Source organism: Tardiphaga sp. OK246 (assembly GCF_900188215.1).
GTDB classification, from domain to species: Bacteria; Pseudomonadota; Alphaproteobacteria; order Rhizobiales; family Xanthobacteraceae; genus Tardiphaga; species Tardiphaga robiniae.
This window is the reverse complement of the sequence record NZ_FZOX01000001.1, coordinates 303,259-324,370: the sequence shown is the minus strand read 5'-3', so window position 1 is coordinate 324,370 and position 21,112 is coordinate 303,259. Positions and strand designations below refer to the sequence as shown.

The following is a 21,112-nucleotide window of genomic DNA, read 5'->3' as shown; positions in this document are numbered from 1 at the left end:
GCCGAGGCGGCCGGCGTTGAAGATGATGCTCACGACCGCTTCTCCTCGCGCTTCGGCGCAGATGTATCCTTGATCAGATAGCCGGTGACCGAGCGCTTCTTGTCGAGCCAGGTCTGCGCGGCTGCGCGCACCTGTTCGGCGGTGACCGCCTTGATGCGGTCGGGCCAGCTACGGATGTCCTCGACGCTGAGGCCCGTGGTGAGTGCCGCGCCGTACCAGCGCGCCAGTGAGGCCTGGCTGTCCTGCGCATAGGTGGCTTCGGCGACGAGCTGCGTCTTGACGCGTTCGAGGTCGGCAGCCGGCACCGGGTTGGTTGCGAGGTCGGCGATCACGGCGTCGATGGTCTTTTCGATATCGGCGAATTCGGTGCCCGGCTTCGGCGAGGCTGAAATCATGAACTGTGCGCTGTCGAGCGCGGTACCCTGATAGCTGGCACCGGCATTGATCGCGAGCTGTTTGTCGATGACGAGGGCGCGGTAGAGATATGAGTTCGCGCCGCCGCCGATCAACTGGCCGAGCACATCGAGCGCCTGGCTCTCGCCGGCCGCAGCAGTGGTGGCCGATGGCACCAGATAGTAGCGGCGCAGGCTTGTCTGTTCGACACGCGGATCGGAGAGCGTGACCGTGCGCGGCGCGGCGGGCGTCGGCTCCTGTGGGCGCATGCGGCGTTCGGGGATCGCCGGCTGTGCCGGGACCACGCCATAGGTGCGCTCTACCATCGGGCGGATCTCCGCCGGGTCGACATCGCCCGCGATGATCAGCGTCGCATTGTTGGGGGCGTAGAAGCGCTTGTAGAAGGCGAGCGCATCCTCGCGGTCCAGCTTCTCGATCTCCTGATGCCAACCGATGATCGGGCGGCCATAGGGATGGTTGAGATAGAGCGCGGCCATGATCTGCTCGGACAGCCTTGCATCCGGGCTGTTGGCGACGCGCATGTTGTATTCTTCCAGCACGACGTCGCGCTCGGGCAGCACGTTCTCGTCCTTCAGCACGAGGCCCGTCATGCGATCGGCCTCGAATTCCATCATCTTGCCGAGCTGGTCCTTGCTGATGCGCTGATAGTAGCCGGTATAGTCGGTCGAGGTGAAAGCGTTCTCCTCGCCGCCGACGCGCTGCACGGTCTGCGAGAATTCACCGACCGGATGTTTCGCGGTGCCCTTGAACATCAGATGTTCGAGGAAATGCGCGAGGCCGGATTTGCCGGGCGTCTCGTCGGCCGAGCCGACCTTGTACCAGATCATCTGCGTCACGACGGGCGTGCGGTGATCCTCGATCACGACGACCTGCATGCCGTTATCGAGCTTGAACGTGGTTGGCGGCTTCGCCGTCACCGTCTGCGCGCGGGCGCCCGATATGGCGAGGGCGGGAGCCAGCAGCAAAGCGACGACTGCGACGGATCGTACGGCAAGTCGGAATGAAGAGGTCATGGCGGGGCTAACAGCTCCAAAGCATGGGGGAAGAAAGCAAAGAGAAAGGCATGACCAAGCCATCGCGCGGGACACATCCGCGCGTGCAGGCTGATCGCAGTGAAAGGACGTCTTTGGAATGGCAGCGCAAAGGGAGCGCTGCGATCAGAACTTACCCGTCATCGGGTTGATGTTGTAATCGTTCTTCATGGTTTCCTTCGGCCCGGTGCCATAGGCATAGCCCGAGGCAGGCGTCTGGTAACCGGCCGGCGGCTGGGTCAGCGACTCGCGTGTCGGCTCGCCCTTGAACTCGGCGGTCTCACCCTTGTTGCTGCCGAACATGTTCTTGAACAGGCCGCCTTCATAGCCGAGCTGTTTCGGGCTCAGCACGATGTTCTTGTTCGGATCGCCGGGCGAGGAATTGTCCACGGCGGACGATGCACCACGTGCGCGCTTCGGCGCCATTTCGCGCGGGGTCAACGGACGCGCGGCTTCCAGCACTTCTTCCGGACGTCCGGTCTTGGCGTTGGCGGCGGCTGCGCGGCGCTGCTGTACATCCGGATCCTTCGGCCAGTTGGCGACAGGCGCGGGGCCCTTGGCATCCGGTGGCGGCAGGTCGATCTTCGGCGGGACCACCAGCGGCGACCGCTCGCGATAATCGATCCCGGTGTTTTCCATGTTGGTACCGCCGAGACCGGTCATGATCTGCTTGATGACCTTCTGCTCGAACGGCTGGTCTTCTTCCTCGGCATCCTGGGCGCGTGCGGCGCCTGCGGACATTACGAGACCAACGCTAAGGGCAACGGCGGTGAGGCGCAGGGCGCGCATCCAGGCGCCCGATGAAGTGTGCAGAGCCCAACCGGTTTCGGTCTCGCGCATCGTGTTCATCCTGTTCAAATATCTGGCGGATCGGCAAGAATCCGAAAAAACCTGCTGCGGTTCCGCTGGTATCGCCCTTGGCCTTGCGTATCGGCTGGGATCAGGGCGCTTTTGCGGCGGGTACCGTGAAGAAAGAGTCATACAGCAGGGCCGCTACACCGGCAACAATGGCGACATCGGCAAGGTTAAACACGTACCAGTTGTAGGTCTTGCCGGCGATTTCGACGTGCAGGAGGGCGAAATCGACCACGGCGCCATAGGCGAACCGGTCGATGGCATTGCCGATCGCGCCCCCGATGATCAGTCCCAGCCCGATCGTGGCCAGTCTGGTCTCGGATTTCGCCATCCAGACGGCCAGCGCCACCACCGCGATCGCCTTGATGGCCACCAGCACGACCTGACCGGTGGGGCCGGAATCGGAGAACCAGCCGTAGCTGATGCCGGTATTCCAGGCCAGGACGAGATCGAAGAACGGCGTGATCCTGACCAGGCCGCGATGGCCGAGATCGAAGCCATAGAGCAGCCACAGCTTCGTCGCCTGATCGATGATCAGGACGGCGATGGCTGCGATCAGCCCGGAGCGGACGGCTGGTTTCAAACAGCCACTCCCAGCGCCTTCCATTCCCGCAGCGCCTGCGCATCGCGCGGGGTGACGTCGGGATACTCCTTGTCCTCACCGACCGTCGGCAGGATCTTCCACGACCGCGCACATTTGGTGCCGACAGCCTTTTCGACCACAACGGCTACGCCGGGCACGTCGTTCAGCGCGAAGGCGCCTGCGGGCGCTTCGGCATTGGTCAGCATCGCATTCGAGGTGATGCAGATTTCGGCCAGATCGACGTCGGCCAGAATGGCGAAGATCGCCTTGTCGGTGACATGGATCAGCGGCGAGGCTTCCAGCGACGAGCCGATATTCTTGGCGGCACGCTCGACTTCAAGCGCGCCGGTGACAACGCGGCGCACATTGCGGATGGTCTCCCACTTCGCGGCGAGCGCCTCGTTACGCCATGCCGGCAGCGTCTTCTGGAACGGTTCGAGATGCACCGACACGGAGCTGCTGCCGTAGCGCGACAGCCACGCTTCCTCGGCGGTGAAGCTCAGAATGGGTGCGAACCAGGTCACAATCGAGCGGAACAGGTAGTCGATCACGGTCAGCGACGCCTTGCGTGTCACCGACGACGGCGCGTCGCAATACAGCGTGTCCTTGCGGATGTCGAAGTAGAACGCCGACAGTTCGGTGTTCATGAAGGCGGCGAGCGTGGCTACCACCGTCTTGTAGTCGAAATCGATATAGGCCTGCCGCACAACACCGTCGACTTCGGCGAGACGATGCAGCATCAGCCGCTCGAGCTCCGGCATATCGTCGGCCTTGATGCGATCCTCGTCGCGGAAATGCGCGAGGCTGCCGAGCATCCAGCGCACGCTGTTGCGCAGCTTGCGATAGGTCTCGATGGTGTTCTTGATGATCTCCGCGCCGATGCGCTGGTCGTCGGCGTAATCGGTGGCGCAGACCCACAGGCGCAGGATGTCGGCGCCGGAGTCCTTGATGATCTTCTGCGGCTCGATGGTGTTGCCGATCGATTTCGACATCTTGCGGCCGTTCTCGTCGAGCGTGAAGCCGTGGGTCAGCACGACGTCGAACGGTGCGCGGCCGCGGGTGCCGCTGCTCTCCAGCAGTGACGATTGGAACCAGCCGCGGTGCTGGTCGGAGCCTTCCAGATACATGACGGTGTCCGCGCCGCCCTGCGCCTTGCGCTTGATGCCGGCAAGGCCGGGGAAGTGCACGGGGTCTTCGAGCACGAAAGCGTGTGTGGAGCCTGAGTCGAACCAGACGTCGCAGATGTCGTCGACCTTCTTCCACTCCTCATTGGCAAGCGAGCCGAGGAAATGTTCGCGCGCGCCTTCGGCATACCAGGCGTCGGCGCCTTCCTTCTCGAACGCGTCGGCAATGCGCTTGTTGACGGCCTCGTCCTGCAGGATCTCGGCAGAGCCGTCGCCTTTCTCGCGCACGAACACCGCGATCGGCACGCCCCAGGCGCGCTGGCGCGAGATCACCCAGTCGGGCTTGGTGTTGATCATGCCGTTGATGCGGTTCTGGCCGGTGGCCGGTACCCATTGTGTGACCTTGATGGCTTCGAGGGCACGGTGACGCAGCGTGTCGCCGGGCTTCGCCTTGCCGTCGTCCGCCATAGCTCCCGGCTTGCCGGGAGCGTTCACTTCCAAAATGTCCTTGTCCATCGCGATGAACCACTGCGGCGTGTTGCGATAGATCACCGGCTTCTTCGAGCGCCAGGAATGTGGATATTGATGCTTCAGGCGCGCACGCGCCACCAGCATGCCGCGCTCGACCAGCGCCTTGATGACGGCCTCGTTGGCGTCGCCCTTCTCGCCCTTGTCGTTGATTACGCGCGTGCCGGCGAAGCCCGGCGCCTGTTCGGTCAGCGCGCCGTTCTCGTCGACCGTGTAGGGGATCGTGGTGGCGATGCCGCGCTCGGTGAGCTGGCGGCCATTCGACGTCCAGATATCGAAGTCGTCGCGGCCGTGGCTTGGCGCGGTATGCACGAAGCCGGTGCCGGTATCGTCGGTGACGTGATCGCCGTCGAGCAGCGGTACGATGAAGTCATAGCCGCCGGCGAGACCCTTGAGCGGATGACGGCATTCCAGATCCTCGAGGATATCGGACGACAGCTCGCTGCTCTTCTTCCAGGACGTCACGCGCGCCTGCTTGAACACGCTTTCGGCCAGCGCGTCGGCGAGGATCAGCAGGTCGCCGGTCTTCAGCCAGTTATCCTCCGGCGCCTCGGTGACTTCATAGAGGCCGTAAGAGATCTTGCTGGAGAACGAGATGGCGCGATTGGCCGGCAGCGTCCATGGCGTGGTGGTCCAGATCACCACCGCGGCCTTGGCGAGCCGGCCGAATTCGGCGGCCACGGGGAATTTCACCCATACCGCATCCGACGTGTAGTCCTCGTATTCGACTTCGGCTTCGGCCAGCGCGGTCTTCTCGACCACGCTCCACATCACAGGCTTCGATCCGCGATACAGCGTGCCATTGGCCGCGAACTTCATCAGCTCGCGGGCGATCTGCGCTTCGGCGAAATAGTCCATGGTGGCGTAGCGGCCGGCCCAGTCGCCGATGATGCCGAGTCGCTTGAATTCCTCGCGCTGGATGTCGAGCCACTTGTTGGCATAGGCGCGGCATTCCTGGCGGAACGCGATCATCGCCGCGCCGTCCTTGAAGTTCGGCTTGACCTTGCCCTTGGAGCGGTAGTTCTCTTCCTCGATCTTCCACTCGATCGGCAGGCCGTGACAGTCCCAGCCCGGCACGTAGTTGCTGTCGAAGCCCAGCATCTGCTGGCTCTTGGTCACCACGTCCTTCAGGATCTTGTTGAGCGCATGCCCGATATGGATGTTGCCATTGGCATAGGGCGGCCCGTCATGCAGCACGAATTTCGGCTTGCCCTTCGCGGTCTCGCGGAGCTTGCCGTAGAGGTCGATCTCGTTCCACCGCGCCAGCATTTTCGGCTCGCTGGTCGGCAGGCCGGCGCGCATTGGAAATTCGGTCTGCGGCAAATAGAGGGTCTTGGAATAGTCGTGGGCGTCAGATTTGGCGGGCTTGTCGGACATAATGGCTCTGGCTTGCTCGAATGGCGCTGAAACGCGTGAAAACGCGATGAAACTGGACGGTCCCGGTCTTGCGCCGAGCAAAGCTCAGGCGGAAGCCGGGCCGATAATGCTTATGATGGGGCGCCGTGCAGACATCCGGCACTCAATAGCAGCCGGGGAGACGATCGCAAAGGGTCGGATTAGCCCCGTTTGCCAATCGACCGGGCCGGATTGCCGGCCACGGTGGCGCCGTTCGGAACGTCCCGGGTCACCACGCTGCCGGCTCCGATCACGGCGCCGTCACCGATGGTGACGCCGGGCACGATAATGGCCCCGCCGCCGATCCAGACATCGGCGCCGATTTTGACCGGCCGGCCGAATTCCAGTCCGCTGCGGCGGGTCTCGGCGTCCCGGGGATGGTCGGCAGCGTAGATCTGCACAGCCGGGCCGATCTGGGTGCGGTCGCCGATGGAGACCGCGACGATATCCAGGATCACGCAATTAAAATTCAGGAAAACGTTGTCGCCGAGATGGATGTTGTAGCCGTAGTCGCAGAAGAACGGCGGCCGGATGACGCAGTCGGCGCCGACTTTGCCAAAATGCTCGGCGAGCAGTGTCCGTCGTTCGGCCACAGGCCGGTCCAGCTGCGCGTTGTATTTCGCGAGCCAGGCCTTGTTGGCCTTCTCGTCAGCGACCAGCTCGGGGCTGCCGGGACGATAGAGTTCGCCCGCCAGCATTTTCTGCTTTTCGGTCCTGGTCAGTCGATGTCTCCCAGTTTCGGAAACGCATCCGGCGCAGCCGCCAGCGCGGCCCGCGCTTTGGCGCTGTCGTCGTCCATCTGGCGGATCAGGGGTTCGATGCCCTCGAATTTCATTTCATCGCGGATGAAGGCAATGAAGGCGACGTCCAGTGCCTTGCCGTAAAGGTCGCCCTTGAAGTCGAACAGGAAGACTTCGAGCAAAGGCGCGCCGTTATCGAAGGTCGGGCGGCGGCCAAAGGATGCAACGCCGTCGAAGCGCTCGTTTCCGCGGCCAACCCGCACGGCGTAGATGCCGTGCTTGAGGCCGCAATTGTTATTCAGGCGGATATTGGCGGTGGGATAGCCAAGGTCGCGGCCGAGCTTTTTGCCGTGGATCACTTCGCCGGTGATGAACCACGGCCCGTTCAGCATCTCCGTGGCCTCGGTCACCTGGCCCTCAGCCAAGGCCATGCGGATGGCCGTCGAAGACACCGGGCGCTCATCGATATCGACATGCGGCTGGATGTCGACCTCGATGCCGAGGCGCGGCGCTTCGTTGGCCAGCAGGCTGGGCGAACCGACGCGGCCTTTGCCGAAATGAAAGTCGTAGCCGACGGCGATGCCGCTGATGCCGAGACGCTCAATGAGATCGTGGTGAATGAAGTCTTGCGCCGTGGTGCTGGCGCGTCCCTTGTCGAAGGTCATGACGACGGCGCCGGCCAGGCCGGTTCCTGCCAGCAGGCGCAGCTTGGCGGCTTCGTCAGAGAGCCGGAACTGCGGTGTGTTCGGGCTGAAGAAACTGCGCGGATGCGGCTCGAAGGTCACCGCCAAAGCGCTTGTTTTATGCAATTCCGCCATGCGTAACGCAGCACCGATGACGGCGCGGTGGCCGAGATGGACACCGTCGAAATTACCCATTGCCACGACGCATCCGCGCGGGATGGCATTGGCAGGCGTTGTGTCGCGGATCACGCTGAAAGCAGTCGTCATGATTGGATTCGTTGGTGGTTTTGGCGGGTGAGGGACCGTGGCGCGCCCACCACGTCGAAGTCAAGCGAAGGTAAAATCGGCTTTCTTCTCGAATTTGACGAATTTCGCGCCATGGGGCGGTTAACTGGAAATTTAACCCACCCTGCTAATTCTGGCTCCGGGCCGCGGACAGCAATACTCGCCAATCCCGGTTGGAACGGTTTGCCTGACGGCAAATATCATTTTTTGCATTTGCGTATCGTGCCTCAGGGGGAATGAAGATGGCGGTTGATTTGTCGATGACGGTGCTGGTGGTGGACGATTACAACACCATGATCCGCATCATTCGCAATCTTCTGAAGCAGCTTGGTTTCGAACACATCGACGATGCCAGCGATGGTTCGATGGCGCTGGAAAAGATGCGTACCAAGAAGTATGGCCTGGTGATTTCCGACTGGAACATGGAGCCGATGACGGGCTACGACCTGCTCAAGGAAGTCCGCGCCGACCCGAACCTGTCGCAGACCCCTTTCATCATGATCACGGCAGAATCCAAGACCGAGAACGTGATTGCCGCCAAGAAGGCCGGCGTGAACAACTACATCGTCAAGCCGTTCAACGCGGCGACGCTGAAGACCAAGATCGAAGCCGTGTTCCCGGACACCGTGCCGGCGTAAGCCGCGCAGCTTCGCTCAGAGCTTTTGAGTTTCGCAATGCCCGGCCTCGTGCCGGGCATTTTCATGTCTGCACTGACGCAAGTCCGGATGCGTCGCGCGGCTGATGATCGTCCCCCCTCGTCATTCCGGGGCGCAAAGGACCGCGAAGCGGGCCGGCGCGAACCCGGAATCCCGGAGTGTTTGGCTCTACGGAGACTCCAACGTTGAGATTCCGGGTTCGGTCCCGTCGCCTGCGGCGTCGGTCCCGCCCCGGAATGACGAGTGTGGGACGGCAAGACAGCGCCCAAACATTTTTTCCTATCTGTCGTTGACAATATCCTTGCATGGACTATATTCCCTGCGTCCTGCCCCACCGAGAGGGGCGATCGCGATCGTTACGTTCGCGGGGTGGGATGCGGTGGACGCCGGAGATGCGGCGTCACGCGGTTCATGGGGGACGTCTGTCTTCGGGCAGGACGGATCTGCGCCAGCACTGCCACTGGCAAGGAGACGGCCGACCTTCGGATGGAAAGACTCCCTGGACAGTGTGACGGACGACCAAGTCAAAACGCGTTCGGCCCAGTCGCTTGAGGCTACCCTGTCCCTCCGCCCTGGGACATTAATTTTGGTGATGGGACCGTTCGCCATGGCAGATGTGCAAGCAACCGAAAAAACACCGCATGCGGAACGCCGGGCAATCGCTCAGCGCCTCCGAAAGTCCTGATGCACACTAACCTGCGGAAGACCGCATTCGCATCAGGCCCAAGGGTGCAACGGGCACCCGGCGTTCCGCACGCCCTCTCACAAGAGGGTGGGAATGCAAGCGACGACGGCGCCCCCGCGCCGCAAACAATGGGGGTGATGACGCATGTCTGAAGAGCAGTGGCTGTTTGACAGTTGAATCTGCGATGGCGCGACGTGGACGCGCCGCACCCACAGGTGTCATCCCCGGGCTTGACCCGGGGATCCAGCTTGGCCCGCACACCGTCGCACAAGACAAGGTGGATGGCCGGGTCAAGCCCGGCCATGACGTGGGGAGAGGCCTGGGATTATTGCGAAGCGCGCTTCGCGCTGTCCGGCCATGACGACCGAGAGCGTCATCCCATTCTATGTTTCAGCTCACCACTTCAATTCGCGCATCAGCGCTTTCGGTGGATGGCCGAACAGTTCCTTCACTTCCGCGGCGCCCATCTGTTCGATGCCTTCGAAATCGCCCGCATGGATGCCGCGGGTGACGAACAGCAGGTCGATGCCATAGGCGTGAGCGCCGGCGAGATCGGTGCGCACGGAATCGCCGATCGCCAGCACGCGATCCAGCGCCGTGTCCTTGCCGCGCTTCGCCTTGGCCAGCGCCATGGCCTGATCGTAGATCGGCCGATGCGGCTTGCCGTAGAAGATCACCTCGCCGCCCATCTCGCGATAGAGTTCAGCGACCGCGCCAGCGCAATAGATCAAGCGGTCGCCGCGCTCGACGATGATGTCGGGATTGGCGCATACGAGCGTCAGCTTGAGCGCCAGCGCCTGGCTCATCATGTCGCGATAGTCGTCAGCGGATTCGGTCTCGTCGTCGAACAATCCGCTGCAGACGATGTAGTCGGCCTGTTCGAGCTGGGTGAGCTTCACATCGAGGCCGCGATGGATTGAACTGTCGCGATCCGGCCCGATCAGATACATCGCCTGACCCGGCCGGCCCGCGACGAAATTGCGCGTGAGGTCGCCGGACGAGACGATGGCGTCATAGGTGTCGTCAGCGACGCCGAGCTTGCGGAGCTGCCGCTGCACGGAGTCGGCCGGGCGCGGCGCATTGGTGATCATGATCACCGTGCCGCCCTTGGCGCGAAACGTATGCAACGCCTCGCAGGCTTCGGGGAAAGATTCGAGGCCGTTATGGACGACGCCCCAGATATCGCTGAGGACGACGTCGACATGTCCGGTGAGGTCGCGCAAGCGCTCGACGAAACGCAGTGTGGTCATGAATTGAGGGCCGATCAGTTCGGGCCGGTGGCGCGGCGTGCCAGCGCGGCATTGCCGGTGGAGCGCGGCGGCTCAGGCCGCGGAGGCGTGGTTGGGGCGGATCTCACTGGGCCATTGGGGTCCGTAGATGCCCTGGCGGGTTCCTTGATAGCGGGATTTGGCGCACCGCCATTGGCCGGCGTTTCCGGCCGGAGCGGGCGGGGCGCCGCGAACAGGAAGCCTTGCCCGAACCGGACGTCGAAGTCGAGCAGGTCGACCACGGCCCGTTCGCCCTCGATTCGCTCGGCGATCAGGTCGATTCCGAACCGGCCGAGCAGGTCGGAGAGATCGGCGGGGTGAATGTCGGAATTCGACGTCTGCTTGGGGTCGAGCAGGAGTGCTGCCGGTACCTTGATAAAGCGCACGCCGCGATCGGCGAGGTCGCGGGGCTCGATCCGCAAATCCGTGACGTGATCGATGGAGAAGCGGTAGCCGCGCTGGGCGAGGGCGGCGAGATGCTCGCTTTCGATCGGGCCGAGATTGCGGAACACGTTCTGCTTGAATTCCAGCACGAAGGACGGTGCCAGCGCGCGGTTGGCTTCGAGGAAGTCGATGCATTGCGCAAAGGTCTCGGCATTCGACAGGGTCGCGCCAGCCATGTTGCAGAACACGCCGACATCCTTGTTGCGCACCATCAGGCGGCGCAGCACCTGCATGCAGCGCAGCAGCACGATGTGGTCGATCTGGCCCATCAGGCCCGCGGCTTCTGCGGGGCCGATGAACTCGTCGGCGGTGATCACCTGATCCTTGTCGTCGCGCAGCCGCGTCATCGCCTCGTAGAAGCGCACCTTGCGCTGCGGCAGCGTGACCATCGGCTGCAGATAGATGTCGATACGGTTGTCGGCGATGGCACTCTTCACCATGGCGGTGAACTGCGCATTGTCGCGCGCTGGCGCTGCCTCCGGCTTGACGATGATCGCAGGTGCCGTCGGTGTCACGGTGTCCTCGGCGACTTCGACGGCGAGCGGCACATCGGCAGCGGTCACGGGTTTGACCGGTGGCGATGGCGGCGCGATGGCGGCAGACGCGGTCGCTGGCAGCGCGGTCAGCATGTCCTCGTGGGTAGCGACCGATGTGGCGAGTTGCTTCACCAGCGCGCCCAATTCGCCGATCTCGCCGGCGACGGTCTGGATACGGTCCTGATTGGCTGTGCCAGCGGATGCGATCTTGCTCTCGACCACGGCGAGGCGGCGGCCGAATTCGGCGACCTGCCGGGCAAGATCGGCGGTGCCACGCGACAGATCAGTGATCTGGCCAGTGGATTCGGTGCGGTCTTTGATGCGCATCGACACCGCGTTGTAGAGGATCATCACGGTCAGCGCTGTCAGTGCGACGATGGCCGATTCGTAGCCGCTGATGCCGGCGATCGCATACAGCACCAGGCCAAGCGAAGCTGAGACCAGCACCATGCAAATGCCGACAAAAATCGTGGAGATGCGGATCATAACGCGCGCAACATCCTCAAATCCAAACTCCTGCACGGCACGATAAAGGTCCGGCCGCGAGCGCTCCCGGCGCTAAGTACCCGGCCAACCTTAGCATTATTGTTGATTCGGAAAGCAGGGCTGGGAGAACTTGCCCACCGGTGCTTTTGCACCTCAGGTGCTGGCGCGGCCGAGCGTATCGGCCATGGCGGCGCCACGTGCGCCCATCGGTCGTCCCGGTCCGACGGTGGTATCCACGGCGGTCTGGTGCTCGATCTCGGAATTCAGCTCGGCCCCGCACAGAACGATGATTGCCGACATCCACATCCACATCATCAGGCCGATGGCGGCGCCGAGCGAGCCGTAAGTGACGCTGTAATTGCCGAAATTAGACAGGTACCAGGACAGCAGCGCCGAGCCGGCAAGCCAGAGCAGGGCTGCAGCGAGGGTGCCGATGCTGAGCCATTCCCAGCGCGCGCCGGGGCGGCTCGGACCGAAGCGGTAGAGAATGCCAAGCGCCAGCACGACCACCAGCAGCAGAAGCGGCCAGCGGGAGAGGCTGATGATCGTCTTGCTGTCGGTCGCGAGACCGATCCGGTCCAGCGTCAGCGGCAGCGCAACGACGGCGCTCACCATGAGAAGGAGCGCGGCGATGGCACCAGCGGTGAAAGTGAGCGAGAGCATATTGAGCTTGATGAAGCTGCGTTTCTCGCGCTCGCCATAGACGACATTGAGCGCATCGATCACGGCCTTTACGCCGGCATTGGCGCTCCACAGCGCCAGCGCAAGGCCGAATAGGAAGGTGAGGCCGAGTTTGGCCTGGCCATTGGCGAGTACGCGCGCGATCTGGTCCTGCACGATCTGGAACGAGCCATCCGGCAGCATCAGCGCCAGCGTCTGCAGATTGTCCGAAATCGTGGAAGCATCGGCAAACAGGCCATAGCAGGAGACCAGTGCGGTGATTGCCGGAAACACGGCGAGTAGGCCGAAGAACACGACCCCGGCCGCTATCGCCAGCAGCCGATCCTCGTTGATCTGCTCGTAGGTGCGCCACAGCACGTCCTTCCAGCCCGTCCATGGAATCTGCAGCGGGCTGGACGAATGGCGGCCGCGTCCGGACTGAGCGAGTTCGCGGGTGAATGTCGCTGGTGGCGGGACGTCGGTGTCGCCGATCGGTTGCGGCTCATCTGCCACGGACCTCTCGGTATTGCGTGTCGAGAAAAAGCTCTGCAACGCGAGCACGGCAAAGGTTGTCGCTGCGACAAGCAGCAGACTGTCCGTGTCGGATCGGCGGACGGCCATCAGGCGTTCGCTTTGCTCGCGGGTCTGCGGGCAGGGGCTGGCTGCGCAAGGCTGCGGCGCCGGGCGAAAGCCCAGCCGGCAAGCGTCGCGGCGAGCACCAGTCCGGCTTTCACCGGGCCGCTGCTCTGCGGGGGCTGTGCAGCGCGTGTGCTCGGCCTGAATTCGTTCGGCGCGGGCGCGCGATGCGGTGCGGCCGACGTGACCTGCTCATGCTTGCCGGGGCTCGCATTGATCGCGACGCGCAAACGGCTGCCGAGACTGGGAAACTGTTTCGAGGGACGTTTCAGCCGGCTTGCCGCAAGGACAGCGAAGAGGACAGCGAGCACCAGCAGCAATCCGCCGGTTGCGCCAAAGGCCTGAAACAGCCCGTAGCGCAGTTCGACCCAGCGAAACAGCGCGGCAGCGCCGACGAGCAAGGTGGCAATCAGAAAGACGCCTGCGGCAGCATAAAGTCCGGCAGCAACCGCGTAAGACACCGCGATGCCCTGGGTCTGCTCACTGCGGTCACGGACATAGGACGACGTGGCGCGCTTGACCTGATTGAGCTTGAGCGCGAGCCCTGTTCGCACCAGGGCGCTTGCGAGCGGTGGCATATGGAAAGCCTCGTTCTGCGCCGGCAGATGTCTGAAATGGTATCGCGGCCGGCATATGAAAATGAACGGGGAGGCATGACGAAGGTTCCGCCGTGGCGAACCTTGTGGCGTCGCGCATGGCCAACCTCAGGTGATCGCGGGGCCGAACGCTTGCCGGTTCCTGCCTGCGCTGGTACCACGCCGCTATGAGCGAAAAGTCTGAAAAGCCCAAAAAACCCCAGAAACTGCGCGCGCGTCTGCCGCGTGGCCTTGGCGACCGCGGACCGGCCGATATCGCCGCGACCCGGCGCATGACCGACACCATCCGCGAGGTCTATGAACGCTACGGCTTCGAGCCGGTCGAGACCCCGACCATGGAATTCACCGATGCGCTCGGCAAATTCCTGCCCGATCAGGACCGGCCGAACGAGGGCGTGTTCTCGTTCCAGGACGATGACGAGCAGTGGATCTCGCTGCGCTACGACCTGACCGCGCCATTGGCGCGCTACGTCGCCGAGCATTGGGACGCGCTGCCGAAGCCCTATCGCAGCTACCGTGCAGGTTATGTCTATCGCAACGAGAAGCCGGGGCCCGGCCGCTTCCGCCAGTTCATGCAGTTCGATGCGGACACCGTCGGCTCCGGCTCGCCGGCGGCGGATGCCGAGATGTGCATGATGGCGGCCGATGCGATGGAAGCGCTCGGCATTCCGCGCGGCAGCTATGTGGTGCGCGTCAACAATCGCAAGGTGCTCGACGGCGTGATGGAGAGCATCGGTCTCGGCGGCGACGAGAACGCCGGGCGACGCCTCACGGTGCTGCGCGCCATCGACAAGATGGACAAGTTTCCGCTCGACGAGATCAGGAAGCTGCTCGGCCCCGGCCGCTGGGATGGCGGCGAAGAAGGCAAGGGTGATTTTACCAAAGGTGCGGGACTCTCGCCGGACGATTCTGAGACAGTACTGCGCAGTCTCGACGCAGCGAGCGAGCCGACTGCGAAGCTCGATAGCTCCGATGCATACAAGCAGGGACGCGCCGAGCTTGCCGAGATCGAAAAGCTAATCACTGCGGCGGGCTATCAAACCGATCGCATCAAGATCGATCCGTCTGTCGTGCGTGGCCTCGAATACTATACCGGCCCCGTCTACGAAGTTGAGCTCACACTTGAAACCAAAGACGAGAAGGGGCGTCCCGTGCGCTTCGGTTCGGTCGGCGGCGGTGGTCGCTATGACGGTCTCGTGTCGCGTTTCCGCGGCGAGCTTGTTCCGGCCACCGGTTTCTCCATCGGCGTCTCGCGCCTGCAGGCCGCGCTGACGCTGCTCGGCAAGATCGACACCACGCCGGATTTCGGCCCGGTCGTCGTCACCGTGTTTGATCGCGACCGTGTCGCCGATTATCAGAAGATGGTTGCGAGCCTGCGCAATGCCGGCATCCGCGCCGAACTCTATCTCGGCAATCCCAAGAGCATGGGCAACCAGCTGAAATATGCCGACCGGCGCAATTCACCCTGTGTGATCATTCAAGGCTCCGACGAAAAGGCGACCGGCGAAGTGATGCTGAAGGATCTGATCCTCGGTGCCGGACTGTCGGATCTGGAAGGTGACCGCGACGCCTATCTGCAGAAGCAGGCAGAGGCGCAGACCAAGATCGCGGAAACCGATCTCGTCAGTGCGGTCCGCAAGATTCTCGACAAGCACGGCGTGAAGTGGAGCTCATAACCATCAGTTGATCGTCATGCCCGGGCTTGTCCCGGGCATCCACGTCTTGTTTGATGCGGTTGATACGAAGTCGTGGATGGCCGGGACAAGCCCGGCCATGACGAGAGTGAAATCATAAAAGGAGACATCAATGCCTGAGATCACGATCAACCTGGCGGCAGGCCGTACCGACGAGCAGAAGAAGGGCATGATGCTCGACATCACCCAGGCGCTGGTGAAGAATCTCGGCGTCACCGCCGATGCCGTCGTCATCCAGATTAACGAAGCGCCGCTCAACAACAAGATGAAGGGTGGCCAGACTTTCGTCGAGCGCGCCGCCGCCGCGAAGAAGTAAGCGTCTATCCAAACACTGCAATATTCTGACGGCTGGCCATGATGGGCCGGCCGTTTCGATTCCACAGCGTCATCGCCTGGCTGGAATAACCGCCGGCGATCTGCTCGGCGACATTGCGGATCAGCCACCAGCCGTCGTCGGTGGTGATCTCGTCGGTGAGCATGTCGATCGACCAAGTCATCGTGCTGATCGGCGAGGGCGTTGTGGATCGGACGGAAGCTGCCGGTGGCGGCGCGTCGGCTAAGGCCAGTAACGCCACCAGCGATGGCTGGATGCCGGGCTCGCGGTGGCGCAGCCACAGCATCATCTGCGGATCCTCGCTGCCGCTGAACGGCATCGAGCCCCCCATATGCCGGCCTTCGATATGCTCCAGGAAACGTAGCGTCGGCGGCGCACGGCGAAAGAAGTCCGGGCAGTCCTCCGGTGTTTTCAGTTCTGGCGTCCCGGTAACCACATGGGCAAAAGCCGATTCACGCGCGGCGCCGAAGCAGAACATGGCGCGGGTCGCGAGGCCTGCTTCGCCGACAAGATCGACACTGGCGAACAAGGTCGATTTGCCCTTGCGCAGAACGCTGGCGCGCAACTGCAATGGACCGGGGGCCGGGCCGACGAAGGCGATCTGCGCCGAGCGAAGCGGCGGCACGGCGCCGAATTCATTGAGCGCAGCCTGCATGCACAGTGCCGCGGCCAGACCGCCATAGACGGTACGGCCCTGTAGCCAGTCGTCGCTGACGCTGACGGCCCAGCCGTCGCCGGAGCGGGTCATGGACGACATCAGTGCGGTGAATTCAGTCATGGAGCTGCCCTTTGGAGTTTCCTGTCGCCGGCGTTGCGCACGCCATTGGGATGATTACCATCATCTATAGCGGAGAACGCAGCGGTGGAAAACATCGAGTCAGCGGGCCTGCGGCTCTATTGCGGCCGGTGCATGCCCTTCATCTTCTCCATGTCCTTGACATTCATCTTCATGCCGCCGGGCATCATGATGTCGCCGGGCTTCTGGTCCGGCTTGCAGGCGCCGAGCCATTTTGCTTCCAGCTGCGTGGTGCTGTCGCCAGCGTTGGCCTTGGCGCCGCCCGAGCTCTGCGAGGTGATCTTCATCGTATAGGCGGAATTGAAATCGCCGGTGATCTCGGCATGCGATGTACTGGTGGTGCCGCCGATATTGCAGACCGAATCCGTGACATAGCCCGTCGCGGTCTTCTTCATCTCGTTCTTCGAACACATGTCCTTCGCCATCGGCGAGAAGGTCGTGTTCATGAACTTGTCGGTGGTCTCGTCCGTGCAATGCTGCATCGTCATGCCGGGCATCCCGGCGCTGCCCTGCATCTTCATTTCCCAGAGCCCAGCCTTGCGTGCCGGTAACTCGATGGGATCGGCGATGGCGGGGATTGCCCACAACATCGCAGTCCCGCTCAAAACGGAAACATTCAACAGTGAAACATAGCGTCGCATCATGCTTGGTTCTCCCCAAGCCGATGAGACGCTGTGTCGCGTAAAAAGGTTCAGTAGCGAACGCGGAGCGGCCGATCCGAGGCGCCATAGGGCACCCAGCGGCAGGCGAACGAGACGTAGGCGCCATATTCCTGCGGTGCGCTCAGGAATTTCACGACCTTGCCGTAACGCGCGCAATGATCGATCGCCAGGGCGCGAATGTCGGTCTGGCTGATCAGGGATGTGGAGATGATGCCGCCGGTGTCATTGCCCTTGAATGGCGGCACCCAGTCGGCCTGGGCCGCGCTGCTCATGATCGCACCGCTCAGACCTGCAGCCAAAATCGCCAACCGAATCATTCGCATCACCGTCTCCATCGTCATTATGGGCACCTTAGAGGGCATCGGCGACACTGAAAAGAACGCCGTCCAGGTTCTGACAGAGTTGTGCGCTGGGTGTGGCCGCGATGCACTTGACCCTGCACGGGCTTCGCGGCACGTTCCGGGAACAATCATCAGACGGCGGATTCCCCATGCGCGACCTCATTTCATCCTGGAAGAAAGCCGTCCTGGCTGCCGTTACCGGCGCCGTTCTCGGGCTTATGACCCTGGCTCCGGGCGCACAGGCTGCGAACCTGCTCGAGCTGAATTTCTGGCTGTCGGGGCCGAACTACGAGGGCCGTCTGGCGGATTGCGAAGCTGGTCTCTCGACGATTTCGTCGCAGTTCCAGGACAAGGAAAGCACCTTCTGGAATTCGGCGCTGCAGATCACCGGCTTCAGCCGTGTCCATGAGACGGCCTTCCGCCCCTGGACCTCCGACAACATTCCGCGCCGCTACTGCACCGCCGACGCGATGCTGACCGATGGCAAGACGCGCCAGGTGCATTACTCGATCATCGAGGATGGCGGCTTTGCCGGCTACGGCCAGGGCGTGGAATGGTGCGTCGTCGGTCTCGACCGCGACTGGGCCTATAACCCGCGTTGCCGGGCGGCGAAGCACTAAGCTTCGTTTGCGGATCCAACCCATTTTGTTCTTGAATTGTTCTTGATGCCTGATTAGGTTTGCCCTTCTCAGGGGTGGGGCGCGTCATGTTTCAGGCATTTCGACTTGTCATTTCGCTTGGGTTTCTCGCGCTCGCGGCGCTGAGCGTCGATCCGGCCTCAGCACAGGACCGCCGGCAGAACGCGCCGGGCGAATTCGATTTTTACGTGCTGTCGCTGTCGTGGTCGCCGAGTTTCTGCGAGGCGGCCCAGGAGCGCAGCGGCAACAACCGCTCAGCCCAGATGCAATGCGGCGGCCGGCCTTACTCTTTCGTGGTTCATGGCCTGTGGCCGCAATATGACCGCGGCTTCCCGAATTACTGCGAGCGTCCGGCCCCGCGGCTGGCGCGCAATATCATGCAGTCGATGCTCGACCTGATGCCGGCGCCCGGCCTGATCTTCAATGAATGGGACAAGCACGGCACCTGCTCCGGCCTCGGCCAGCGCGCCTATTTCGAAGCCATCCGCAAGGCGCGCGCCGGCGTCAAAATTCCCGACGAATTTCTCGATCTGCAGCAGGCCAAGACGATTGCGCCGGACGCAATCGAGGAAGCCTTCATCAAGGTCAATCCGGGCCTCAGCAATTCGGCCATCGCCGTGACCTGCGATCGTAACCGCCTGACCGAGGTCCGGGTCTGCATGAGCAAGGATCTCCAGTTCCGCGCCTGCGAGGAGATCGATCGCCGCGCCTGCCGCCGCGACCAGGTGGTGATGCCGCCGATGCGAGGCGGCTAGCTCAACCGGCATTCCTAGCGTACTGCTGGCGCATGAATTATCGACACGCCTTTCACGCCGGCAACTTTGCCGATGTCATCAAGCATATCGTGCTGGTCCGCATCCTGACGCATCTGCAGGAGAAGCCGGCGCCGTTCCGCGTCATCGACAGTCATGCCGGCGCCGGGCTCTATGACCTGACCGGCGATGAAGCCACGCGCTCCGGCGAATGGACCACCGGCATCGCGCGCGCCCTGCAGGCGCGGTTCAGCGAAGCCAGTGCGCCGCTGGTCGCGCCCTATCTCGACATCGTCCGGTCATTCAATGCGCCGCGCGAACTCAAGGCCTATCCCGGCTCGCCGCTGATCGCGCGCGCCTTGATGCGGCCGCAGGACAGCATGGTGTGCTGCGAGGTCGAGCCCACGGCGCGCAAGAAGCTGATCTCAGCGCTGCGCAGGGACGAGCAGGCGCGCGTGGTCGATATCGATGGCTGGATAGGTCTGCCGGCCTATGTGCCGCCGAAGGAACGACGCGGCGTGGTGCTGATCGATCCGCCCTATGAAGACAAGAACGAATTCGCGCGGATGGCTGCGGTGTTCGAGCAGGTCTATGCCAAATGGGCGACCGGCATTTACATGCTGTGGTATCCCGCCAAGAGCCGCCGCGCCACCGATGAGCTGGCGCAGCACGTCGCCGCGACGGCCGCTGCATCCGCTACACCTGGTAAATGCCTGCGCCTCGAATTCAGCGTTGCACCGCAAACGGCGGATGGTCCGCTGACCTCGACGGGACTTTTGATCGTCAATCCGCCGTGGAAGCTTGCTGCCGAGCTCAAGGAAATCCTGCCGCAGCTCGAGAAGCCGCTTGGCCTTGGCGGCGCCGGACGCTTCCGGCTCGAGACGGCCAAACCCTGACGTCGCACGGCCTGCGCTGAACTACGCAAACTCCAACTATCAAACGGCGCCGCCAAAAACGGTAGTCAATCCCGGCGGAACCGTATTAAGCTGCTGGCATTATGACTGGCTTTACGTTCCGCTTCCGCGAATGGTTGCGGCGGAGTGACGTGGCCCAAATCGATATTGAAACAAGGCCTAGCTTCCGTGGAGTGAATGTCCGGTCGGTCGCAGCGCGAAAGCGCCGCGGCGGAGCATTGCGGGGAGGGACCCGATGGGCATGAGCGGTACGGTCAAGTTTTTCAATGGCGAGCGTGGCTACGGCTTCATCAAGCCGGACGATGGCGGACGGGACGTGTTTGTGCACATTACCGCAGTCGAGCGCGCTGGCCTGAAGGACCTGATCGAAGGACAGCGGATCACCTTCGAGGTCGAGCCCGACAAGAAGGGCAAGGGCCCCAAAGCGGTCAATCTGGTCATCACGGGATAGCGGCGGATCCAGCTTGGGAGTGGGCCATAAAAAAATCCCGGCCGCAGCGCGGCCGGGAGTGAATGGCGATGGTTTCTTGTACTTGGAGTCGACGTATCTGGAGACGAAGTACTTGAGTAGAGGTCCGGACGCGAGGCGTCCGGAGCCGGACTTAGAAGTGATAGTTCACGCCGATACGCACGGTGCCGAAGCTGAGCGCGCTGTCGGTGCCGGTGAGCGTGTAGGTGTTCTTGGACAGATCGACATAGAGATATTCGATCTTGGCGGTCCAGTTCTGGTAGATGCCGACTTCGGCGCCGACGCCGGCGGTCCAGCCGACCGAAGTCTGGGACTGCTGCAGGCCGTTCAGCTCGGCTTCCAGGCTGCCGAAGGAGAGACCGGCGGTGCCGTAGAGCAATACGTTGTTGAAGGCGTAGCCGATGCGGCCGCGCGCCGTGCCGAACCAGGGGTTCGAGAACTTGTAGGTGGCGAAGCGGTCATCCGCGCCGGTGCCCTGCAGATCGCCTTCGAGACCGAACACGATGTTGCCGCTCTGCCAGTTGTAGCCGCCCGTCACGCCGCCGGCGATGCCCGAGGGCTTCGCGCCGGTATTGGAGACGCTGCCCCATTCGTAACCGAGAGTGGCGCCGAGATACGGGCCGGCCCAGCTATAGGCGTTGAGCGGCTGGGCAACGGTATAGGGGGCGCGCGACCGGTAAGGCATGTCCGCCGCATGTGCTGTTGTCGCACCTGCAGCCACGAGGGCGACTGCCGCGAACGCAAACTTACTCATCTCAACTCTCCAAAATACGCGTTACTGCCGGCCCATGGGAGCGCGCTCGGGATTCTGCCGAACGAAGCCTTAGGGTTACGGAATTCCATCTTTTATCGAGACGATTTATCGAGAGTTTTAGATTAAGCGGTCCTTAACGGGCTGCTGCGGCGC

At 62.8% G+C, this 21,112-nt stretch carries 21 protein-coding genes; 7 read left to right on the top strand and 14 right to left on the bottom strand.

Annotated features, from left to right (window positions below; all coding sequences use genetic code 11):
- Positions 1-29 precede the first annotated feature (29 nt).
- The 6 genes from CHC01_RS01565 to CHC01_RS01540 form a co-directional block, all read right to left on the bottom strand.
- A complete protein-coding gene (locus CHC01_RS01565) occupies positions 30-1,427 on the bottom strand; it encodes a M16 family metallopeptidase (RefSeq protein ID WP_089261857.1) in 1,398 nt (465 codons plus the stop codon).
- Between the two features lie 144 nt (positions 1,428-1,571).
- The gene (locus CHC01_RS01560; protein WP_089263592.1) at positions 1,572-2,285 is read right to left on the bottom strand and encodes a hypothetical protein; all 714 of its coding nucleotides are present in this window, start codon (positions 2,283-2,285) and stop codon (positions 1,572-1,574) included.
- Positions 2,286-2,385: 100 nt separating this feature from the next.
- Complete coding sequence (gene lspA, locus CHC01_RS01555; RefSeq protein WP_089261855.1) at positions 2,386-2,907, bottom strand: signal peptidase II; 522 nt, start codon at positions 2,905-2,907, stop codon at positions 2,386-2,388.
- Positions 2,880-5,912: an isoleucine--tRNA ligase gene (gene ileS / locus CHC01_RS01550; RefSeq protein WP_089261853.1), complete on the bottom strand. Its 3,033-nt coding sequence runs from the start codon at positions 5,910-5,912 to the stop codon at positions 2,880-2,882. The genes lspA and ileS overlap by 28 nt, the downstream gene beginning before the upstream one ends.
- 179 nt (positions 5,913-6,091) lie before the next feature.
- Positions 6,092-6,652 carry a sugar O-acetyltransferase gene (locus tag CHC01_RS01545; RefSeq protein WP_089261851.1) on the bottom strand — a complete coding sequence of 187 codons (561 nt, stop codon included), beginning with the start codon at positions 6,650-6,652 and terminating at the stop codon, positions 6,092-6,094.
- Positions 6,649-7,620 carry a bifunctional riboflavin kinase/FAD synthetase gene (locus tag CHC01_RS01540; protein WP_089261849.1) on the bottom strand — a complete coding sequence of 324 codons (972 nt, stop codon included), beginning with the start codon at positions 7,618-7,620 and terminating at the stop codon, positions 6,649-6,651. The genes CHC01_RS01545 and CHC01_RS01540 overlap by 4 nt, the downstream gene beginning before the upstream one ends.
- A 260-nt stretch (positions 7,621-7,880) precedes the next feature.
- Between CHC01_RS01540 and CHC01_RS01535 the strand changes: the two genes are divergently transcribed.
- Positions 7,881-8,276, top strand: a complete 396-nt coding sequence (locus CHC01_RS01535) for a response regulator (protein WP_089263591.1) — start codon at positions 7,881-7,883, stop codon at positions 8,274-8,276.
- A gap of 1,098 nt (positions 8,277-9,374) precedes the next feature.
- Here the strand turns inward: CHC01_RS01535 and CHC01_RS01530 are convergent.
- From CHC01_RS01530 to CHC01_RS01515, 4 genes are all read right to left on the bottom strand, one after another.
- Positions 9,375-10,229, bottom strand: a complete 855-nt coding sequence (locus CHC01_RS01530; protein ID WP_089261847.1) for a TIGR01459 family HAD-type hydrolase — start codon at positions 10,227-10,229, stop codon at positions 9,375-9,377.
- A gap of 14 nt (positions 10,230-10,243) precedes the next feature.
- Entirely contained in the window at positions 10,244-11,713 is a 1,470-nt protein-coding gene (locus CHC01_RS01525; RefSeq protein ID WP_089261845.1) for an EAL domain-containing protein, read from the bottom strand.
- A 153-nt stretch (positions 11,714-11,866) separates the two neighbouring features.
- Entirely contained in the window at positions 11,867-12,994 is a 1,128-nt protein-coding gene (locus CHC01_RS01520) for a YihY/virulence factor BrkB family protein (RefSeq protein WP_089261843.1), read from the bottom strand.
- Positions 12,994-13,587 (bottom strand): hypothetical protein, encoded by a 594-nt coding sequence (locus CHC01_RS01515; RefSeq protein ID WP_089261841.1) that lies wholly within the window; start codon positions 13,585-13,587, stop codon positions 12,994-12,996. Before CHC01_RS01515 ends, CHC01_RS01520 begins: the two co-directional genes overlap by 1 nt.
- 185 nt (positions 13,588-13,772) lie before the next feature.
- Here CHC01_RS01515 and hisS point away from each other — a divergent pair, with 185 nt between their 5' ends.
- Both hisS and CHC01_RS01505 read left to right on the top strand, forming a co-directional pair.
- A complete protein-coding gene (hisS, locus tag CHC01_RS01510; RefSeq protein WP_089261839.1) occupies positions 13,773-15,281 on the top strand; it encodes a histidine--tRNA ligase in 1,509 nt (502 codons plus the stop codon).
- A gap of 130 nt (positions 15,282-15,411) precedes the next feature.
- Positions 15,412-15,615 carry a tautomerase family protein gene (locus CHC01_RS01505; protein ID WP_068731140.1) on the top strand — a complete coding sequence of 68 codons (204 nt, stop codon included), beginning with the start codon at positions 15,412-15,414 and terminating at the stop codon, positions 15,613-15,615.
- 4 nt (positions 15,616-15,619) lie between these two features.
- On the opposite strand, the gene CHC01_RS01500 is transcribed toward CHC01_RS01505, so the two are convergent.
- The 3 genes from CHC01_RS01500 to CHC01_RS01490 all read right to left on the bottom strand — a co-directional run bounded on the left by CHC01_RS01500 (position 15,620) and on the right by CHC01_RS01490 (position 17,414).
- The gene (locus tag CHC01_RS01500) at positions 15,620-16,411 is read right to left on the bottom strand and encodes a thioesterase family protein (RefSeq protein WP_089261837.1); all 792 of its coding nucleotides are present in this window, start codon (positions 16,409-16,411) and stop codon (positions 15,620-15,622) included.
- Between the two features lie 116 nt (positions 16,412-16,527).
- The gene (locus tag CHC01_RS01495) at positions 16,528-17,073 is read right to left on the bottom strand and encodes a DUF3617 domain-containing protein (RefSeq protein ID WP_089261835.1); all 546 of its coding nucleotides are present in this window, start codon (positions 17,071-17,073) and stop codon (positions 16,528-16,530) included.
- 47 nt (positions 17,074-17,120) lie between these two features.
- Positions 17,121-17,414, bottom strand: a complete 294-nt coding sequence (locus tag CHC01_RS01490) for a hypothetical protein (RefSeq protein WP_089263590.1) — start codon at positions 17,412-17,414, stop codon at positions 17,121-17,123.
- Between the two features lie 167 nt (positions 17,415-17,581).
- On the opposite strand from CHC01_RS01490, the gene CHC01_RS01485 reads away from it, so the two are divergent.
- From CHC01_RS01485 to CHC01_RS01470, 4 genes are all read left to right on the top strand, one after another.
- Complete coding sequence (locus CHC01_RS01485; protein WP_089261833.1) at positions 17,582-18,052, top strand: hypothetical protein; 471 nt, start codon at positions 17,582-17,584, stop codon at positions 18,050-18,052.
- Between the two features lie 86 nt (positions 18,053-18,138).
- Positions 18,139-18,825: a ribonuclease T2 family protein gene (locus CHC01_RS01480; RefSeq protein WP_089261831.1), complete on the top strand. Its 687-nt coding sequence runs from the start codon at positions 18,139-18,141 to the stop codon at positions 18,823-18,825.
- A gap of 32 nt (positions 18,826-18,857) precedes the next feature.
- On the top strand, positions 18,858-19,718 hold the full coding sequence (locus CHC01_RS01475; RefSeq protein ID WP_089261829.1) for a 23S rRNA (adenine(2030)-N(6))-methyltransferase RlmJ: 861 nt from the start codon (positions 18,858-18,860) through the stop codon (positions 19,716-19,718).
- Between the two features lie 253 nt (positions 19,719-19,971).
- Positions 19,972-20,187, top strand: a complete 216-nt coding sequence (locus CHC01_RS01470) for a cold-shock protein (protein ID WP_068731145.1) — start codon at positions 19,972-19,974, stop codon at positions 20,185-20,187.
- A gap of 151 nt (positions 20,188-20,338) precedes the next feature.
- On the opposite strand, the gene CHC01_RS01465 is transcribed toward CHC01_RS01470, so the two are convergent.
- A complete protein-coding gene (locus CHC01_RS01465) occupies positions 20,339-20,959 on the bottom strand; it encodes an outer membrane protein (RefSeq protein WP_068731146.1) in 621 nt (206 codons plus the stop codon).
- Positions 20,960-21,112: the final 153 nt, after the last annotated feature.

Excerpts from the sequence above, each read along its gene's own strand:
- CHC01_RS01530 (WP_089261847.1), bottom strand. The coding sequence starts at position 10,229 with ATGACCACACTGCGTTTCGTCGAGCGCTTGCGCGACCTCACCGGACAT.
- CHC01_RS01490 (WP_089263590.1), bottom strand. The coding sequence starts at position 17,414 with ATGCGAATGATTCGGTTGGCGATTTTGGCTGCAGGTCTGAGCGGTGCG.
- CHC01_RS01560 (WP_089263592.1), bottom strand. The coding sequence starts at position 2,285 with ATGCGCGAGACCGAAACCGGTTGGGCTCTGCACACTTCATCGGGCGCC.
- CHC01_RS01500 (WP_089261837.1), bottom strand. The coding sequence starts at position 16,411 with ATGACTGAATTCACCGCACTGATGTCGTCCATGACCCGCTCCGGCGAC.
- CHC01_RS01485 (WP_089261833.1), top strand. The coding sequence starts at position 17,582 with ATGCGCGACCTCATTTCATCCTGGAAGAAAGCCGTCCTGGCTGCCGTT.
- hisS (WP_089261839.1), top strand. The coding sequence starts at position 13,773 with ATGAGCGAAAAGTCTGAAAAGCCCAAAAAACCCCAGAAACTGCGCGCG.
- CHC01_RS01540 (WP_089261849.1), bottom strand. The coding sequence starts at position 7,620 with ATGACGACTGCTTTCAGCGTGATCCGCGACACAACGCCTGCCAATGCC.
- CHC01_RS01520 (WP_089261843.1), bottom strand. The coding sequence starts at position 12,994 with ATGGCCGTCCGCCGATCCGACACGGACAGTCTGCTGCTTGTCGCAGCG.
- ileS (WP_089261853.1), bottom strand. The coding sequence starts at position 5,912 with ATGTCCGACAAGCCCGCCAAATCTGACGCCCACGACTATTCCAAGACC.
- CHC01_RS01480 (WP_089261831.1), top strand. The coding sequence starts at position 18,139 with ATGTTTCAGGCATTTCGACTTGTCATTTCGCTTGGGTTTCTCGCGCTC.
- CHC01_RS01515 (WP_089261841.1), bottom strand. The coding sequence starts at position 13,587 with ATGCCACCGCTCGCAAGCGCCCTGGTGCGAACAGGGCTCGCGCTCAAG.
- CHC01_RS01535 (WP_089263591.1), top strand. The coding sequence starts at position 7,881 with ATGGCGGTTGATTTGTCGATGACGGTGCTGGTGGTGGACGATTACAAC.
- CHC01_RS01465 (WP_068731146.1), bottom strand. The coding sequence starts at position 20,959 with ATGAGTAAGTTTGCGTTCGCGGCAGTCGCCCTCGTGGCTGCAGGTGCG.
- CHC01_RS01525 (WP_089261845.1), bottom strand. The coding sequence starts at position 11,713 with ATGATCCGCATCTCCACGATTTTTGTCGGCATTTGCATGGTGCTGGTC.
- CHC01_RS01475 (WP_089261829.1), top strand. The coding sequence starts at position 18,858 with ATGAATTATCGACACGCCTTTCACGCCGGCAACTTTGCCGATGTCATC.
- CHC01_RS01470 (WP_068731145.1), top strand. The coding sequence starts at position 19,972 with ATGGGCATGAGCGGTACGGTCAAGTTTTTCAATGGCGAGCGTGGCTAC.
- CHC01_RS01565 (WP_089261857.1), bottom strand. The coding sequence starts at position 1,427 with ATGACCTCTTCATTCCGACTTGCCGTACGATCCGTCGCAGTCGTCGCT.
- CHC01_RS01505 (WP_068731140.1), top strand. The coding sequence starts at position 15,412 with ATGCCTGAGATCACGATCAACCTGGCGGCAGGCCGTACCGACGAGCAG.
- CHC01_RS01495 (WP_089261835.1), bottom strand. The coding sequence starts at position 17,073 with ATGATGCGACGCTATGTTTCACTGTTGAATGTTTCCGTTTTGAGCGGG.
- lspA (WP_089261855.1), bottom strand. The coding sequence starts at position 2,907 with ATGGAAGGCGCTGGGAGTGGCTGTTTGAAACCAGCCGTCCGCTCCGGG.